Annotated in this window: 17 protein-coding genes; 15 read left to right on the top strand and 2 right to left on the bottom strand. The window is 30.6% G+C overall.

Features of this window, described 5'->3' with window-relative positions:
• The first annotated feature begins 51 nt into the window (after nt 1-51).
• From GXK57_RS05495 to GXK57_RS05475, 5 genes are all read left to right on the top strand, one after another.
• A complete protein-coding gene (locus GXK57_RS05495) occupies nt 52-1650 on the top strand; it encodes an OPT/YSL family transporter (protein ID WP_160672638.1) in 1599 nt (532 codons plus the stop codon).
• A gap of 727 nt (nt 1651-2377) precedes the next feature.
• Complete coding sequence (locus GXK57_RS05490; protein ID WP_160672635.1) at nt 2378-2782, top strand: DUF5391 family protein; 405 nt, start codon at nt 2378-2380, stop codon at nt 2780-2782.
• Nucleotides 2783-4048: 1266 nt separating this feature from the next.
• Nucleotides 4049-4891 carry an ABC transporter ATP-binding protein gene (locus tag GXK57_RS05485; protein WP_160672632.1) on the top strand — a complete coding sequence of 281 codons (843 nt, stop codon included), beginning with the start codon at nt 4049-4051 and terminating at the stop codon, nt 4889-4891.
• A gap of 25 nt (nt 4892-4916) precedes the next feature.
• A complete protein-coding gene (locus GXK57_RS05480; RefSeq protein ID WP_160672629.1) occupies nt 4917-5600 on the top strand; it encodes a hypothetical protein in 684 nt (227 codons plus the stop codon).
• Between the two features lie 328 nt (nt 5601-5928).
• A complete protein-coding gene (locus tag GXK57_RS05475) occupies nt 5929-6885 on the top strand; it encodes a GNAT family N-acetyltransferase (RefSeq protein WP_160672626.1) in 957 nt (318 codons plus the stop codon).
• A gap of 107 nt (nt 6886-6992) precedes the next feature.
• Here GXK57_RS05475 and GXK57_RS05470 read toward each other — a convergent pair whose 3' ends face one another.
• Nucleotides 6993-7745, bottom strand: a complete 753-nt coding sequence (locus GXK57_RS05470; protein WP_160672623.1) for a hypothetical protein — start codon at nt 7743-7745, stop codon at nt 6993-6995.
• Nucleotides 7746-8168: 423 nt separating this feature from the next.
• Between GXK57_RS05470 and GXK57_RS05465 the strand changes: the two genes are divergently transcribed.
• Both GXK57_RS05465 and GXK57_RS05460 read left to right on the top strand, forming a co-directional pair.
• Complete coding sequence (locus tag GXK57_RS05465; protein ID WP_160672620.1) at nt 8169-8543, top strand: ribonuclease E inhibitor RraB; 375 nt, start codon at nt 8169-8171, stop codon at nt 8541-8543.
• Nucleotides 8544-8933: 390 nt separating this feature from the next.
• Nucleotides 8934-9701, top strand: a complete 768-nt coding sequence (locus tag GXK57_RS05460; RefSeq protein WP_160672617.1) for a nucleoside phosphorylase — start codon at nt 8934-8936, stop codon at nt 9699-9701.
• Nucleotides 9702-9851: 150 nt separating this feature from the next.
• Here GXK57_RS05460 and GXK57_RS05455 read toward each other — a convergent pair whose 3' ends face one another.
• Nucleotides 9852-10685, bottom strand: coding sequence for a methyl-accepting chemotaxis protein (locus GXK57_RS05455; protein WP_160672614.1), 834 nt, complete (start codon nt 10683-10685; stop codon nt 9852-9854).
• Between the two features lie 581 nt (nt 10686-11266).
• On the opposite strand from GXK57_RS05455, the gene GXK57_RS05450 reads away from it, so the two are divergent.
• The 8 genes from GXK57_RS05450 to GXK57_RS05415 all read left to right on the top strand — a co-directional run bounded on the left by GXK57_RS05450 (nt 11267) and on the right by GXK57_RS05415 (nt 18008).
• Nucleotides 11267-11776 (top strand): GNAT family N-acetyltransferase, encoded by a 510-nt coding sequence (locus GXK57_RS05450; protein ID WP_160672611.1) that lies wholly within the window; start codon nt 11267-11269, stop codon nt 11774-11776.
• A 108-nt stretch (nt 11777-11884) separates the two neighbouring features.
• Nucleotides 11885-12655, top strand: coding sequence for a GNAT family N-acetyltransferase (locus GXK57_RS05445; protein ID WP_160672608.1), 771 nt, complete (start codon nt 11885-11887; stop codon nt 12653-12655).
• A 658-nt stretch (nt 12656-13313) separates the two neighbouring features.
• Nucleotides 13314-13781 (top strand): hypothetical protein, encoded by a 468-nt coding sequence (locus tag GXK57_RS05440; RefSeq protein WP_160672606.1) that lies wholly within the window; start codon nt 13314-13316, stop codon nt 13779-13781.
• A gap of 91 nt (nt 13782-13872) precedes the next feature.
• On the top strand, nt 13873-14694 hold the full coding sequence (locus GXK57_RS05435) for a helix-turn-helix domain-containing protein (protein ID WP_160672603.1): 822 nt from the start codon (nt 13873-13875) through the stop codon (nt 14692-14694).
• A gap of 51 nt (nt 14695-14745) precedes the next feature.
• Entirely contained in the window at nt 14746-15756 is a 1011-nt protein-coding gene (locus tag GXK57_RS05430) for a phosphotransferase (protein WP_160672600.1), read from the top strand.
• A gap of 115 nt (nt 15757-15871) precedes the next feature.
• Nucleotides 15872-16387 carry a 2'-5' RNA ligase family protein gene (locus GXK57_RS05425; protein WP_160672597.1) on the top strand — a complete coding sequence of 172 codons (516 nt, stop codon included), beginning with the start codon at nt 15872-15874 and terminating at the stop codon, nt 16385-16387.
• 256 nt (nt 16388-16643) lie between these two features.
• Nucleotides 16644-17132, top strand: a complete 489-nt coding sequence (locus GXK57_RS05420; protein WP_160672594.1) for a GNAT family N-acetyltransferase — start codon at nt 16644-16646, stop codon at nt 17130-17132.
• A gap of 144 nt (nt 17133-17276) precedes the next feature.
• Nucleotides 17277-18008, top strand: coding sequence for a TraX family protein (locus tag GXK57_RS05415; protein ID WP_160672591.1), 732 nt, complete (start codon nt 17277-17279; stop codon nt 18006-18008).
• The last annotated feature ends 360 nt before the right edge of the window (nt 18009-18368 follow it).

The raw sequence follows: 18368 nt of genomic DNA, 5'->3' as shown, positions 1-18368 counted from the left end.
AGATAATAAATCAGATCACTATAAGTAATAATAACTGTTCAGGGGGCAAGAATGATGAAACGTGTAATTAAATGGGGCTATATGGTTTCTTTAGGGTTACTCATAGGTGTTTTATATGCTTTTATAGGAATACTGCTAGTGTACAAGACTGGTATGAGCATATCATCAACTTTGGTAACTCCTATAATATTCTATTTCTTTATTAGAATTTTCTTTAAACCCACCAGCGAGGAACTTACCTTGGTGCAAATATTTTCTTCAGGGGCTTCTCTAGCCACCTTCTCTTTAGAAAGTGCATACGCAGCTTCAATTATTTATGGAGGTAACGGTGCTAACATTCATCTGTGGATCATAATGGTTCTTGGTATAGGAATGAATATTTTTGGTATTTTTATCGCCATACCACTACTAAGAGTATGGATTTATGAGGAAGGGTTACCATTTCCTAAGGGGCAAGCAATGGGTAACATTATTCTTTCAATCACTGAGGACAAAAAAGAAAATTTATTTCAGATTTTATGGTGCGGATTAGTTGCAATAGTGGTTTACATAGTTGTTAGGGTTAAGAAGTGTTTATATAATCCCTTAGCGAGTTTGTTTAAAATTCCAGATTTTATTGGTGCTGAAATATCTCCGCTTTTATTTGGACTTGGTATGTTCCTTCCCTTTAAAGCAGTTTTATTTATGTTGATAGGTACTGCCTATTCTACACTGGTATTGGTAATATCCAATAAAGGCTTTTCGCCAGCAATCACCTTCAAAGATCATTTATCTAATCCCTTAGTGTTATCTGTAGCTATAGGCTTGGCCTTGGGATACACAATTTACACAGTACCTGGTTTATTAATGAAGATAGGAACTATATTTTCTAATATACCCAAGAAGGACACAAAGTTAAATTATTTCTATGGAATTTGCTTTTTTATATTCTTTCTTTGTGTTAGTACCTTTATTAAAATACAGTTTTCCTTTCCTATTTATGGCCTAGTAGTTATTCTTTGTTTAGCCTTATTATTCGGGCTAGTAACTGCTAGAACAAGAGGCGAAACAGGCTTAGGAACTACAGCAACAATTTATTTTACCATTCCTTTAATCGGAATAATTTCTAAAGATATTACCACTACTCTTTTACTATCAGGTGGCATAACCTTAATGACTGTAACACTTTCAGATTGTATGGAAATGATGAGCATTGGCAAAGTCACAAAAACTTCTATTAAAAAGCTTATTATATGCTATACAATTGGCTCAGTTGTTGGAGTAGTTATAGGCTCAATCACAATGTTTATACTAAAATCAGAATATGGTTTTGGCAATTCACTTTTACCTGCTCCAACAAGCCTAACCTGGGGGACAATTGCAAAGGCAGTTGTTAATAGGGGAATTCCTACAAGTATAAATATAATGTATATTGGAATTGCAATATTCCTTAGCATAATTCTAGCTTATTTTAAACACTCTCCATTATTAATAGGTATGGGAATACTTATACCAACATCAGTAATAATACCAATATTCCTTGGAGGCCTAATAGCAAAACTATTGGTTAAGAATAATAGCAAACTTGTACCCAATAATGTAGCAGTAGGATTGATCACTGGAGAGGGGATAATGTCCATTATTTCTGCAGTTATGGACGTTTTAAAGTAAGGCTCTGTTAAATTATTGTGTTGAAATTCAGTGGTCAGTGATCCGATGCTTAGATGAGCTTGCGCTAATTGCTCGCTAATATAGCATCTCCTTCATAGCTACTTAATTTCAACAATATTATTGAACATAGTCCAAAGTAAAATAGCAATATAAGAGTAATGATTCTAATTATGTCTGTATTATTTTTAGATTTATAGAGCTTATTTGTATTTTCTATTAATTTGTACTTTTTTATCACGAAACAATATAAAAATGCTTAAGTCAGATGAACTTATCGTATTCTTTAAAGGATGTACAGTTAAATAATACAATACAGGTTTTATTACAAGCATTACACTTACATAATAATACAACCGATACTCATATAAATTTAATTTCATTTCATTTGTGCAATTACTGGAGTGCCCTCTATAAGCTGTTTTAGTGAAAATATAGCAATATTGAGCGTAAGGGAGATTATGGTATAATTTAAATAAGAAGTTTCAGCAACATTTATTTAATACATTCAGATATAGTAAGATAATAGTAGATATAGTGCTTACAGAATAAAAGTTCTACAATCTTGAAGAATTAAAAAAGGCTTGGGTTAAGGAGATTATTGAAATTAGGCCTTAAATATTTTTAAGTAACCAATAAGCAGATTTGAAAAATATGTTGTCTTAAAGAGAGATGATTCCTATATAGAGATTGTTTCATATTATATTAATAAAATTAAAGGAGAAGTTTTATGAAAGTAAAAGCTAATAAGAACAAAATCACTTTTTTAACCTTAGCATCTGCAGTGCTTTTCACCTTAGTTACAGTAGTAGCTTCATTAATAAGTTATGGTCCTCATTCTAACAAGTTTGGATCTGGAGCTATGTGGCTTTCAGTTTTGAGTATTTTTATTGTATACTTATTTCCGCTAACACTTTTCATAATAGGGCTTGATAAGATCAAATATTTTATAGCGGTAATTATAGGAGCTTTTTCTATAGGCTTATTGATTAGCGGCATAATTTTTGTAGGTCTTATTGGAAATGCAGCTATGAATATAGTTATAGCAGAACTAGTATTGTGCATAGTTAATCTTATTGTGAATATTTTGTGGTATTATACGGTGTTTGGAAAGGATAAAGTGCAGCGGGCTTAGATATGTATGATATCCAGCAATAAGAAATAAGAGTAGACAATCATAGCACTTGAAGCGTCGAATGTATTAAACGGTTCCATAAAATAATTAGGCGCTGTTATAGTATCGTATCTAAACATGGCCAACAATTAGATAGAGCTTGAAATTAAATGAATGGTTCTCTTTGAAGATGTTAATTAAAAGAGTACACGCCTTTTTAAAAATGCTTTTTAAAACAAAAGTCCTATGCTTTAACAATAGTTTTAGCATAGGTTGTTATATATGAATATATTTTCAGTATACATAGGTTATAATAAGTTTTATTCATTAAAGTAGTTCAGTAAGAACGTTTTAATAAGTTGCTTAATGAAGTAAATGAAATAGATTTTATGCGCCAACCAACTCTAAAATCATCATATCTAATACTTTTAATAATGTATAAAAAAAATTATCTGAAAAACCTTAAGCACAAAATGATTTTCTAAAGCTTTTTTATTTCACATCAGTTATTAAACCCATAAAAATTACACACGCCATTAGCAGTGGAAAAAATATAAACGAGACTATGTAGAATTTACCTAAGATAAAAATCCACAGGTTAATGATTGATAATACCAAGGCAAACATAGGAAGCTTAGATTTCATTTGCTCATTAAATCTAAGGAACTTATTAGCGTTTGTCAGTCTTCTATTCAATGCTTTTGTTAAAAATTTTAGTACGAAAAATAAAATAATAAAATTTATTATTAGCAATATAATCCTTGCCATAGATATTTCCCCTTACATCTTATTAAGTAACTAATAATAGTACTAATTGAATTATAACATTATTTTGAGTTGGTTGTATATAATTGGCAAATTCGACAGTGTTAAATCATAGGATAATGGCTACTTAACTTGAATAGGGAAATTAAAAAAAACTAAAGTAAAAATACTTCCGAATATTTATGTAGACAGTAGGAAATATAAGCTTTTTAATTTCTCTAAATGGTTATAGAAACTAGGTAAATTTCCTATTGTAAACGTTAGATACATCATAGTTACCATATTAGAAATTATTGGCTTAAGCTTTAGTGGTTTTTTTAGTAAATTGACTAAAAAAGTTACGGAATATATAATTAGTTACATTGGTGTAATTTATATACATAGTTTTAATTAGAAGGAAATTGAAACGGTAATTGAGAGTTACTAATAAAGTCGAGTTTAAGAAGAAGATAAGCAGCAAGTTTGGACACATAATATTATTAGAAATGAAGGATTAGATATATCAATAATGGAGGAATTTAAGTGAAGGATAGTATTTTACAGTTAAAGAATGTTACCAAAAAGGTTGATGGGAAAGTTATTTTAGATGATATTAATTTAGTGCTTTATAAAGGGCAAGCTCTAGCTGTATTAGGTAGGAATGGTATGGGGAAGAGCACACTTCTAAAATCTATTGCAGGATTAGTAGCTCTAACTGGCGGTGAGAGAGTTACCTCAAAGAAGGATATGAGGATTAGCTATGTACCGGAGCATTTTCCTAAGCTGAATTTTACTGTAAATGAGTACTTATATCACATGGGGAGTATTTTAGGTTTAAAAAAGGAAGAAATCAAAGTTAAACTAGATAGCTTGTATGAAAGACTGAACATATCTCATATGGCCAATCAAAAAATTATGGTCTTATCTAAAGGCTCAATGCAAAAAGTAGCCTTGATACAGGCACTTTTAATAAAATGTGATCTATTAATAATGGACGAACCATTATCAGGCCAAGACATCAAATCTCAAAAGATTCTCATTGAGTTAATAAGCCAATTAAAGAAGCAGGATACAACTATTGTTTTTGCATGTCATGAAATGCATCTGGTAGAGGCAATTTCAGACAGAATAATTACGGTTGAGAAAGGTAAGATTGTTGACCAAAAAGCTAAGGAATACAATAAAAAGTCACTGAAACTACTACAGCTGAAAAATATAAATCAAATAGATATGGAGTTCCTAAGAAATGTACGAGGAATTATAAATTTTGAGGTTTATAAAGATATAACAGATGTTCTAGTTGAGAAAGAATATTGTGATAATGTTGTCTTTACAGCACTAAAAAGTGGTATGAGTATTATTAGTTTAAATGAAATAACAAATTAGATAAGTTTCTAGGAGGATTAAAAGATTGAAAGCTATAATAAAATACTATTTCAGGTATTTAATAAAGTCCTATATATACATAGTACCAGCTATTTTTTTAATTGTTTTTTTGGCTGTTTCATATGCCTTTTCGCTGGATTCTATTTTAAGTGGCTATGGAGAAAGCTCCATAGCAATATATATAATTGCAGTGTGGATAACTTTTACCTTTAATGAAATAGAAGACACTACTCAGAAACAGCTAGTAATGCTGTCAGTCAATAAGGAAATAAAATATTATTCAGGACGGATTGTATTCCTTTCTCTACTGGTTTCAGCTTTTAGCTTTATATCAATTATTTATCCAATTATATTTGGTTCTTTTTCAAAGCCTATAATATTTACAGATGTTATAAAAGGCATGCTAATACAGGGAATTGTTAGCCTGATTGGTATTGGGTTTGCAAACTTCTTTGAATCAAATAAAATTAAGGATAGAAAGATTGCTATAATACTTGTTTTTATAATACTTATTTTATCCTGTTTACAGGGAGTAATAATAAGAGATTACCCAATTATTAAATATATAATTTTAGCACTACCACCTGCTTATTATCTTATAGATTGTCTTGATAAGAGTATCATAGTTCCCGCAGTATGTGGACTTGCATATAGCTTAGTGTTATTTGCAATCTATTTAAGATTATCAATTTCAAAGAAGTTTTTATAGTAAAATTCATTTTTTTGATTTATAGGTTTCTCAGTTTAAAGCTTAAGTTATGCTTACAAACTGTACACTAAAAATACGTCTATATTAAAACTTACAACTTAACATTTGTTTCTGTAACAATAGTAACTTAACTATTGGATCTGTTAAGTTTCAACAATAATATTAAACATAGTCTAACTATTAATTTATATATGACTGATTATTCCTATAATCTAGAAGCTTCTAATCCCATAAGCCGTATTATAGAACTTGTATAAATTAAGTTTTCATAAAAGATACCTATAAATAATACTTGTGAAATAATTTGTTGAAAAATAGGGGGATGTTAATGTATAAAACAATTATCTTCAATCTAAAGACTTTAATTGTAGACAAGGTGCAGCTATGTAAGGAGGTAAGAGAGCTGATATTAAGGCTCTATAAGGAAGGTTATACCTTAGGCATATATTCAGATAAAGAAGAGCATTATACGGATAATATTCTTAGAAACCTGAAAATTAATGATTGTATCTCATCGATCAAATATAGTAATGGTTGCTATACGAAAGTTCAGCTTATTAAACAAATATTAGAGGAATGTGCCAGTTGCAATGCAATTATTGTAGGCCTTGGCACTGTTGATGTTGATGCTGCTTATGAGGTGAAAGCTAAGTATATTGGAATATTTTATGATAGAGTTTTTCAGCATAATGAAAAGATAGAGTTTGTCATAAATTCTCCTCTAGAGATTTATGACATTATTAAAGAAATTAATAAGTTATCTGAAGCTTCAGTACTAAATAGCTTAAAATATGAAGGTATCTCTCTTATACCTGTAGAAAGGAAACATATGCAAGCTATAAATATGATGCTTATGGATGAAGAAGCACGAGAGATGCTTGGAATTACTGCCTTTTCCGATGAAGCCTATTACCAAGATAGCAGCAATAAGTGCTACATAATAACCGATGGATACGAGAGCTTTATAGGAATCATTGAATTGTTTGATATATCTTGGAAAAATCGACGTGGTGAGCTTAGCGTATGTATAAGTCCGTCTTATAGAGGAAGAGGATTTGCTTATAAGGCCATTAAGCTTGTATTATGGCTAGGGTTTCAAGAACTTGAACTTAATAGGATTTGGCTAAGGGTACTTGAAAATAATCCTAAGGCTATTAGCCTTTATGAAAAGGCTGGATTTATAAGAGAAGGTGTATGTAGAGAAGAAAGCTTGAGAAAAGGGAGATTCCTAAGCCAAATACAAATGAGTATACTTAGAACGGAATGGCTAAACTCAAACTTTTAAAAGTCTAATTTATAAAGAGGTATAGCTTTAAGATCAAGCTTATGAAAATACAATTTTGTGGATTCATCAAAAGCTTTATTTAAACTAAGTTTCATTATAAGAAATCTTTAGCAATAGTTCTTCTTAATATAATCAATCCACATATGTTGAAGCTCAGCCTCGGTCACTCCCAAAGTAGCTACATAATTATTTGGGGATTTTATTAAGCTACATAGCTTATTGTAGCCAAATAGGTTAACTATTGCTTCTACTATAGTATAGGAGTATTGATATCCGTCACGATTGAAAAATGTCTCAAAATCATCTTCTGTATCTAAGTCATCAAAGGTAGGAACAGTATTATTAAGCAATCCAGATTTAACAGTTTTTATTATCCAGTTTTCATTGTTATCCTTGGCCTCATAACCTGCAATACCTTCATTGAGCCATCTAGGAGTGTTTTCATTTATTCTATTTACTATGATATGGACAAATTCATGGACCGCTGTATTTAATACATTATGAAATTCTGAACCTGGTGGAGGATTTAAAGGTGAAGCTATTGCAATTTTGCCGATTCCAAGACCTCCTCTTACCCAATCTGGTGCATCTGGAAAACCCAAAGCTATGTGGAGCTGCTGATGGTTTGGATGAAGCTCAATAATCAGTTTTTCTTCAAGCTGCTGCTTAAAGTTAGTAGTAATCCTATCATAGTTATCTTCAAGAACCTCAGAAACCTTAGCTATGCACAGCTGATCAAATTCAGTATAATCGATTATGAAGTGCTTAGTCTCTTTTCTTAGATTTAGTTTATAGTCTTTATTTACTAATATATTTTTTAAATTTACATTGTCCGAAGAATCTTCAATTTCTCTTGTCATTTAGTTTTCACCTTCCAACATTATATCTATAACTCATAGTTATAGTTAATTATAACATTACAATACTACTAAAAACTATAAAATTTGTAATAACTAGGATATGAACTGATAAAGTGGCGTAGCTTCATATAATTATTTGAAAAAAATAACGGTATTATTTATAATTAAATGTAAAACAATGGTACATATTCGCTGTAAATTTTAGGATAAATTCATATGAAAATGATGAGATGAAGAAATTAAGCATGAATATTATTTATTATATTGGTATTAAAGATGTATCACTTCAATCTGAAATATATTTTCAAAATTACCACAGAATTATTATAGAAGAATCTGAAAGTATAGGTTTTATTACAAAGTAGTGCAGCTATAGTGCTAAACACATTTAATATTGGAATTTTTGAGAGGAACTATTAGTTAATGTTTAAGTCAATTTATTATAAATTTAAGACAAATAGAGAAAAGAGAGAACGTGAAGCATTAGATCTAGATACAATAAAAGCTTTAAAAAATGCAGGTTCAGATTTGTCAAAACCTCACTACATAGAACATCACTTCACAGTTATTGATAAATGTAATATTGCAAAAATTACAGAAATCTTAAAAAATAAAGGTTATGAAGTATCAGAAGTGTACGAGGAGATTGACAAAAGTGGGAGGGAATACTTCTTTTTTGATGGTTGCAAGTATTGTTTGGTTGAACCAAAGATTATTTTTCAAGAATCAAAGGAAATGTCTGAGCTAGCAATATCCTTTAATGAAGTTTATGATGGATGGGGCACGAAGGTGGAATGATATTTAGTACTCATCTTTAAAAAAGGGTACCAACAATTATTGAATACATTAGTATATAGTAGTTTATAGTTATATGTCACCATGTAAGGCTGTAGCGGATGATAAACTATTAAAAGATATTTTTTTGAAATTATTACGAGTATAGCAAGTCTTCAAAGCTGCGTTTAATTATCACAATTACAAAGGAAAAAGGTCACCCACAATTATTGAATACATACATATATAGTAGTGTAAAGTTATATGGTCACCATGGAAAGCTTGTAGTAGCTGACAAATTACTTCTATGTATAAATAAGCTTTTTACAAGTTACATGTTAGTTTTAATATAACATACTGGGGGATGATAATCCTAAAAATACAATAGGAGATTGAATTTATGGAGGTTATACAATGGATAGAAATAGCGTTCTTACAGATCCTAAGGATTTAGTTAGACTTGAATTGGAAAGTGATGGATTTGATTTAGATGATATTCAAGTTCCAAAAAGAGTGTTTTTACTGGCAGACAGCATTTATGATGCAATGGTTGAAAGAAATTGTGGAACATACAAGTATCCTTTAGGTGGAAAGTTATGTGTTTTTAACAATAATCCTGCTGTTGGATTTGTAAAAGGGCAAATGTGTTCTCCAGCTATTGCTACCCAGGCAGAGGATTTAATTGCTGGTGGTGTTAAGGAGCTAATACATATAGGATTTGCAGGTGGACTACAGCCAGATTTACATATTGGTGAAGTAATTCTTACAAAAGGGGCATATAATGACACTGCTGTTCCTAGGCTCTATGGCCTTGATTATGATTTTATAGAAACATCTAAAAACTTGACAGATGAATTAGAGGCTTCATTAAAGAATAATTCTATAGATATTAAGAAAGGAAAGCACTGGACAACAGATGCAGGCTACCATGAAACCTGGGGGCAAGTCCTAGATTATCGTACTAAGGGAGCTTTATGCGTGGAAATGGAAGGCGTTGGTCTTTTTGCAATAGCTAAATACAGAAACTGTGCAGCTTCTGCTATTTATATAGTTACAGATGTACTTGGTGAAAATGGATGGAATCTAGGCTGGCAAGGAAATAAAATAGATGAGGCGGTAGACAAAATAATTGATACTGTAATAGCTTCTAGTCAAGGAGTAAGGAATATAAAAGAAATATAACAATGTGAAAAAAGTTAAAGCTATAGCAAAAGCTGAAAAATTATTGGATGTATTATATGAGCAAACACCTTTGCTGAAGATAGAGGCTTCAGTAAAGGTGTTTATTCATTATTAACTTATACTAATAAATAATATTCATAAATTTGGGTTTTAGTTAGACTTTGAAAGTTTTACTAAGTCTGTAGATTTATTGGTGATAAATTCTATTGACTTAGAAACTTCAGAAGTGGATTTAGATTGAGTGTCTGCAATATCTCCTACTTCATTTATAACCTTAAGTACATCTTCAATAGTTCTGCTCATCTGTTGAAGAGAGGTGGATATTTTCTTTGAGGTTTCACTGCTTAGACTAGCTAACTTTCTCATTTCAGAAGCTACTACAGAGAAGCCTTGTCCAAAAGTACCAGCTCTAGCTGCTTCTATGGCAGCATTTAACCCAAGTAAATTTGATTTTGAAGAAATTCCGTTAATCAAACTTACTGCTTCATCACTGATAGTTAAGTTATCTTCAATTATCTTTGTGCTTTCTTTGATAGAAGTCAACATATTATTAAGCTTATTGGCCCCAAGTTCAATTTCTTGGAAGGAAGCATTGATTTCTTCAATAGATGAAGTAAGTTCCTCGGAAGTTTCTTCAACTAACGAATCCTTTTCTAAGCTAATACATACGCTAAACATACCTACCAACTCATTTCGTTCATCCAAAATTGGACTTACAATAGATTTAAATGGTATTCCTACCACTTCTTTTGGAATAAAAATAGTTTTAGCCTTTTTTGTTTCAAGAAGTTCTTTTATAGAATCTAAATAACCAACCTCTTCAAGAGTTGCCCCAACTTTGAAAACTGCTGGTATCTTTTCGCTATCATATATTGCTATAAATTTTTCTAAATCTGATATACATATAGATAAACTATCATCTTGAAAAAATGTTTTTAGTTGTGCAGCAGCAACGACAACTGAATCTAATATACTGTTTGACATTAAAAGTACCTCCTAAAAGTCACGATTACTAAAATATATGTATGTTGCCTAATTAGGTCATAAATGTATTCCTACAAATCACTTAATTAAGCAACTAATGTAATTATCGTATTTATTTGACAAAAAATTAGACTTTTTATGAAAGTAATTTTAAAATAAGTAAAAATATGAGCGTAAGAAGGATATCTGAAATTTCTTAAAATAGATTTTAAAGAAGGAAAATGCAGAAAAAAGTAGCTGGTAAATAATCATTTTCAGTTTTTACGTTAATTTTCATAAACTTTCAACTCCTATATTAATATATTAATATATTAATGTATTATGTTTTAAAATTTGTAATATATTGATATAATGTTAAGAAAAAAGTAATGATTAATTACTATTTAGACTTCGGTATTCAACCATATAAATAATTTAGAGAATCTATCAAAAACAAAGTTTTTTGAACCAAAAGGAAGAAATATTACACTAACAGAGGATGGAAGATTATTTTTTTAAATGTGTGCAAGGGAAGAATAAAATAGGTTTAGATATAGGGATTATTTACTTTCGATATAAAACATAATTTAAGAGGTATTGATATGATAAGAAAAGCAGAAATAAAAGATGCATCAAGGTTAGCAGAAATATTAATATTTTCAAAAAGAACTGCTTATCGGAAAATATTCAACAATGACCAGGTTTCCTTTAACGAAATGCAGGTTTTGGACTTGGCATTAGGCTTTCGTGACAATAAATCTGAATTAGAGGATTTATATGTATATGATGATGGAATCGTAAAAGGATTGATAAAATATGGAAGCCCAAGTAAAGGAAGTAATGAAAATAGTATAGAGATCTTTGAACTTTACATAGATACTTTTTTTCAAGGACAAGGTATTGGAAGCAAATTAATAGATGCTTGCCTAAATCAAGCTAAAGAGAAAAGTATAGAGCAAGTACTTCTTTGGGTATTAGAAAAGAACTATAAAGCAAGGAAGTTTTACGAAAACCATGGATTTAAACCAGATGGAAACAGTAAGTTTGAGGATGGCACAACGGAAATAATCTTAAGATATAGGCACAGGGGGACTGAGCTAATGTCCCGTTAATCTATGAATATCTCCGCAATTTTCATAAGTGAATATTGTGTAATACGCATAAATTAAAATTAATTAAATATTCAAATGAACTTTAAAGTTATATGGGAGGATACTTTTATGGTAGAGTTGTTAGCTGAGGAAAGACAAATTCTTAGCAGATTTCGTAAGGAAAAAACTGATGTTACACTATGTTCATGTATTGAGGGAAAGATGGGAAAAGCTTGGGTAGATAATAAGGATAATCCTACCTTTGGTATTGCGGTGGTAGCTGATTTCTGCTACTTACTTGGAAGCATTGAAGATTATAAGGGGGAAGTTTCAATAGAAGAATTGGTTGAAAAGTGCAAGGGACAGATCATAATAGCTGATGACAGCTCATGGATTTCCTTTATAGAAAGCCAATATCCTAATCCTCTAAAGAGATTTAGTAGATATTCAATAAAAACAGAGCCTAATGTATTTAAAAAAGATACGTTAAATGAATATATTAATGCTATTGATTCTGAGTTTAACATTAGCCGAATTGATGAATCACTTTATCCTATAGTTTTAGAAGATGATTTTATGGCAGATTTCTGCTCAAATTATGACTCATTAGAAGACTTTTTAAACAATGGACTTGGTTATGCCATAGTTTATAATGGAGAAATAATAGCTGGTGCATCTTCTTACACTTATTGTGAGGGCCGTATCGAAATAACCATTGGAACAAAAGATGAATATAGACGTAAGGGATTAGCTCTAGCTGTAGCTTCAAAGTTAATTCTAGCTTGCATGGAAGTAAACATCTATCCTCACTGGGATGCAGCAAATGTTGGCTCTGTGGCACTTGCAGAGAAATTAGGATATCATTTTGAAAAGGAATACCAAGTGTACGCTATTAAGTAACTTTTAACTTTCCATATAGAATGCATAAGTTAATTATCATAATCATTACATCACAGCTTAAAATATCTTTAAATCATATAATAACATACAAATATCAACCAATTAGGAACTGATAGATGGTAGTTGATATATGATAGTTAGTAACTGAGAGAGCTTTAAGATTATTCCATTAAAAATTATCTCAAAGAATAGGAGGAAAATGCTATTATTAAATTAACCTACACAGTAAGTTCAATTATCTCATTTATTTATGGTTTTACCATACTTCTTATATTAGATATGGTTAACCATGAAGTCAATTTTACACCAGTATTTAGATGGCCAAGTGTTAAAGGTCTAATAGCAGGCGTGCTTTCAATGGTAATCTATCTTTTACTTATTATAGGTCTAGGTTTTATAGCTAAATTAAAATCTAGTAAAGAGACTAAAAGATATATTATTAGTAATATAATTCTATTTATATTGGGATTAATATTATTTTGGGGAGTGGGAGCAGCATTTTTTGTAGAAACACCCAACTATGCTTAGGGACAGGGGGATGGAGAAAGTGTCACGTTAAATTATGGATTTTGCTGCAAGTTTTATAAGTGAATATTGTGGAGCACATGCATAACTAATTTTCTTTAAGTATTCATATAAATTTTAAAGGAGAAATAGTATGAAAAAGAATCTAGCTAATAACAATTCAGAGGAAAGATTTATTAAGACACCTTGGCATCTTTGGTTAACTGCAGTATTATTTATTTTTATATATGTTAACGGCACTTATGATTACTTTATGATGCTTGGACATAATGCGAACTATTATAATTCCAAACATTATGGTGAAGCAGTAGTTCAGTACTTTACAAATTATCCGGTATTATTCTTGATTTTATACACAACTAATATTTTCAGTGGCTTGATTGCACCTATTATCCTATTATTTAAAAATCATTGGGCAAAAACAATGTCATTTGTTTCAGCTGTATCTATGTTATTTTTAGATGCCTTAACCTTTGCATTTAGAAATAGGTGGAATGTTCTTGGACCTTGGGTATCTCTTTTTGATATAGGCTTATTAGTAATTACATGGGCATTTTTCCTTTATTGCAGAATGTTATCTAAAAAAGGTGTTTTAAAGTAGGCAACTCTACAGTTAGTTTACCTCTAGTAATCTAAGTGTAGGTTGCCTATTTTTGTAATTGATGGTAAATTTGATTTAAGGAGGTATTAAGTTGGATAATAATAAGGTAGGTGCTTTTATCTCGGTGTCCAGGAAAGCTAAAAATATGACTCAAAAAGAATTGGCAGAGAAACTTAACATAACAGATAAAGCAGTTTCAAAGTGGGAGAGAGGAATTGGTTATCCTGATATTACTATAATATCAAAACTTGCGGAAATACTTAGCGTTACAGTAAATGAACTTTTAAAGGGAGAAAGAATAGTAGAAGATTCACCTTTACCCAATGCTATGAATAGTAAATTAGATTATACCAATAAGGTAAGTAAACAGCGTAATATTAAAAACAAAAGTATAGTTACTATAGTGGTTTCTTTGCTGTTTTTAATTTCTATATTTATTTGTACATTATGCGATTTGGCCATATCTAAAACCATTAGCTGGTCCATAATTCCTTCAAGTGCTATAGTTTTAGCATGGTTTATTGTAATACCTATGATTAGACTTAAGAAAAATAGATTGATGATTTCAATGCTGTCATTAAGTATATTCATCATACCTTTTTTATGGGTAATTGAACAGAATACAAAGGGCCACTGGTTAAATTCAGTTGGAATACCCATCGCAATTGCGTCACTTAGCTATTTGTGGATAGATATTTTTATTTTTTACTATACGAAGTTAAGTAAATATTATAGTTTGTCAATTGCATTCATTATACTGCCTATATTGGATATAGTAATTGATAAGGTCTTAGGAAGATTAGCAATTGACTATTCTATCATTATAACAGGGGTAGGTTGCACTATCATTTCTATTATATTCTTCTATATGGGACTCAGGGACAGAGAAACAGAGAAAGTGGCCACAAAATAAAACATATTGGTCTGGCAGATGTTCTTATTATATAACGGGAAAGGAACAAGTATGGACGATTTATCTAAACTAGAATCATTATGCAACATATATTCTCTAGGAGAAATTATTACTAGCCCAGAGGTGGTAGAGGGTGGACTACTACATAAGATGTATAAGGTAGTAACTACAAAAGGTAGTTATGCTATTAAAAAGTTGAATCCTACGATTTTGAAGCGTTATGGTGTCATAGATCACTTAATTAATTCTGAGAAGGCTTCCAGATGTTTTGCACAATCTGTACCTGTGATAGCAGCAAAAGAATTCGAAAATAAAACTCTATTACATATGAGCGACGACTATTATATGGTGTTTGATTGGATTGAAGGAAAGTCAATATTTATACCTAACATAACAGTAGAGCATTGCATTAAAATAGGTGAGGTTTTAGGTAAGATTCATCAATTAGATATTTGCTTAGAAGAAATTGAGAAGAATACAGCAGAAAAGGAATTTTATCAATGGAAATACTATTTAGAGAAATGTACTGGTTGTAAGTCAAAGTGGTACGCGTTGTTTAGAAAAGAATTTCATAACATTGTGGCTTGGAATGAAAGTGTCATAGAGGCATCCTCAATACTGACAGAGAGACTTGTAATTAGCCATAGAGATCTTGACCCTAAAAATGTACTTTGGAATGATGGAACACCATATATAATAGATTGGGAAGCAGCAGGTTATGTCAATCCATATCAAGAATTAATTGAAATAATAAATTACTGGACTGATGATGGAAATGGAAATATTGATATAGATAAATTTGATGCATTATTAAATGAGTACAAAAAATATGTAAATTTGGAAAATGTAGAATGGGACATGATTCTAGCAGGTGGATATGATGGCATGCTAGGTTGGCTAAACTATAATCTAAAACGAGTATTAAGAATAGAAGGTACAAGCGAAGATGAAGTGAAAATAGGAGAAGAACAGGTTGAAGCAACCATTGTAGAACTGAAGAAATACAAAGATAAAGTTTCAGTGTTAAAGCAATGGTTAAGTAGGGCAGTGGGACGTATCTAATGTCCCAAGAACAATAGTATGATCATAATAAATTTATGTAAAATACTAGCTTACAGGAACTAGCAAAAAACAAATTACAGATAAGCAAAGCTTATATAGATGAGGAGCTATGAGTATGGATACAAGAACTATAATGATTTTTCCTAAGTTTGAGAATATTTCTGTTATAAATGATATTCGTAAAAAATATGATCCTTTGGCTGACTTAGTATCACCACATATTACTTTAGTATTTCCTTTTAACAGTGAGCTTACAAATGAAGAGCTTAAATTACATTTAGAACAGTGTTTAAGCGGCGTACATCCCTTTAAAATAGAGTTGCAAGGCTTTAGTACACAAGAAGATAGATTTGGAAGTTACTTGTTTTTAAACGTAGTACAGGGAGCAGAGTTAATTAAAGTAATTCATGATAACTTATATAAAGGAAGACTAGAAAAATTCGCGTCTAGTTACAATTATGCTCCACATATGACTGTCGGAAAGTTAGCTTCAAAAGAATTAATGGACAAGGCTTTTGATGATGTAAATAAGTGTAAAGAGAAGTTTAGTACTACTGTAGAAAACATATCTGTGGAGATGATTGGGCAGCATGAAGAATCTATTATTGTAATAGAACAGGAACTAAAATAATAAATATCAAATGTGCAGTCAAAAATATAAAACTTCTATCTAAAAGCTATTTTAGAAGCTCTTCTGGGGTCTTAGAGGAGAATTTGAAAATATTAGGCATGAAGAGTAGGTCTGTACCTAGTGATATTATAATGAGTCATTATGAAAGTTAATTTTGGAATGTCCTAAAATCCATGACTCTAGGAACTTACGGAAATCTAGAAATTATTAGTTAAGTTAGAAACTCTATATTATGGTATTAGAAAGGATATATGATATGAAAATAGAAATTAAACTTGCTTATGATAATGATAGAGAAATTAAGGAGCTTTTTTTGGAGTATACTGAAATGCTGGTTAAAAATGATCCTAATTTTGCTAAATACTTAGAAGTTCAAAATTATGATTCTGAACTTGAACATTTAGCAGATAAATATGGATTACCAGAAGGTAGGTTATACATAGTTAAGGTTGAAGATCAAGTCGCTGGATGCATTGGCCTAAGAAAAATAGATGATGACAATTGTGAAATGAAAAGGTTATATGTTAGACCTGAGTTTCGAGGACATAAAATTGCAAATAGATTGGTGGAAAAGATTATAGACGATGCTACAATAATTGGCTACAAAAGCATGTTATTAGATACACTGCCTTTTCTAGAAGGAGCTATAAAGCTATACAAAAAATTCGGCTTTTATGAAATTAAATCCTATAACAATAGTCCAATGGACACTTCAATTTATATGAAATTAGATTTACCTAGATAAAGATGTACTATCTTGGTCTAAAATGTATTTTTAAAAGTTCGCTGGCTTCTGATATAGAAATTTGAAGTAACTAAGAGCTACAGCTATAAATAGCAAGTGTATCAGCGAAGTTTACTAACCAGTATTCGTAAAGGAGAGCCTTATATGACATTTATCAATGAATTTAAGAACAAATCCCTTTCAGGAAATACAATTAAGATAATTGCAATTATAGCCATGATTATTGATCATGTTGGATGGGCTTTTGTTAGTACAAATAGCATAGGTGCAACAGTGATGCATACCATAGGTAAAATTACAGGCCCTATAATGTGCTATTTTATAGCAGAAGGCAATCATTATTCTAAGAACAAAAGAAAATATGTTGAAAGACTAGCAATTTTTGCATTAATATCCCATATACCCTACAATATTTTTGTAAATAAAGGAACAATCACTCTACTTCCTACCAGTGTCATATTTACCTTAATGTGTGGACTTCTAGCTTTAATAGTATTTGAGAACATTGAAAACAACCTTCTTAAAAATGGTTTGATTTTATTTTTAATAGCTATTACTTATTGGTCTGACTGGGCAATATATGGAGTATTGTTTATCTTAGGCTTTGGTATGTTTTATGGAGATAAACGAAAACAAATAAGTACCTTTATTTTCTTGAGTTTCTGTAAACTATTAGATGCATGCTTAGGTGCAGGTTTTTTAAATTTCTATGTAAATATTCCAAGGATAATAAGCCCTATATTAGTTATTTTATTAATACTTTTATACAATGGGACAAAGGGTGGAACTAAGTATTCCAAATGGGCTTTCTATATTATATATCCATTACAATTTCTTATAATAGGAGGAATTGCACTGCTATTTGGCAGGGCGTAGGGCCAGGGAGACGGAGATAATGTATCAAAACTAAAGAAATTTTAGCCTTAGATAGTTATATAGCTAGTCTAAGGCTATTTTACTGTATAGGAGGTCTACATGAGGGATAAGACAAAACAAATATGATGTAGAAGGTTGTATCTTTTGTAGAAAATTATAAAACTACGTATTGCTAACTCTAGTACTTTCGAGGCTTTAGAGCAGTTTTTTTGGATATATAGTAAAAAAACTATTCACCATTCAGAAATTCCTCAAAATGTACTGGGAAAACAATTTACATACAAAGAGGGATTTATTGAAAAAAGTTCGGTTAAGTAGTTTTTATAACATAGGGAGCGCTCCACCTATGATAACTTCAAC

This window comes from Clostridium sp. C8-1-8, assembly GCF_009928445.1.
Taxonomy (GTDB): Bacteria; Bacillota; Clostridia; order Clostridiales; family Clostridiaceae; genus Clostridium_AR.
This window is presented reverse-complemented; position numbering and strand designations above follow the sequence as displayed.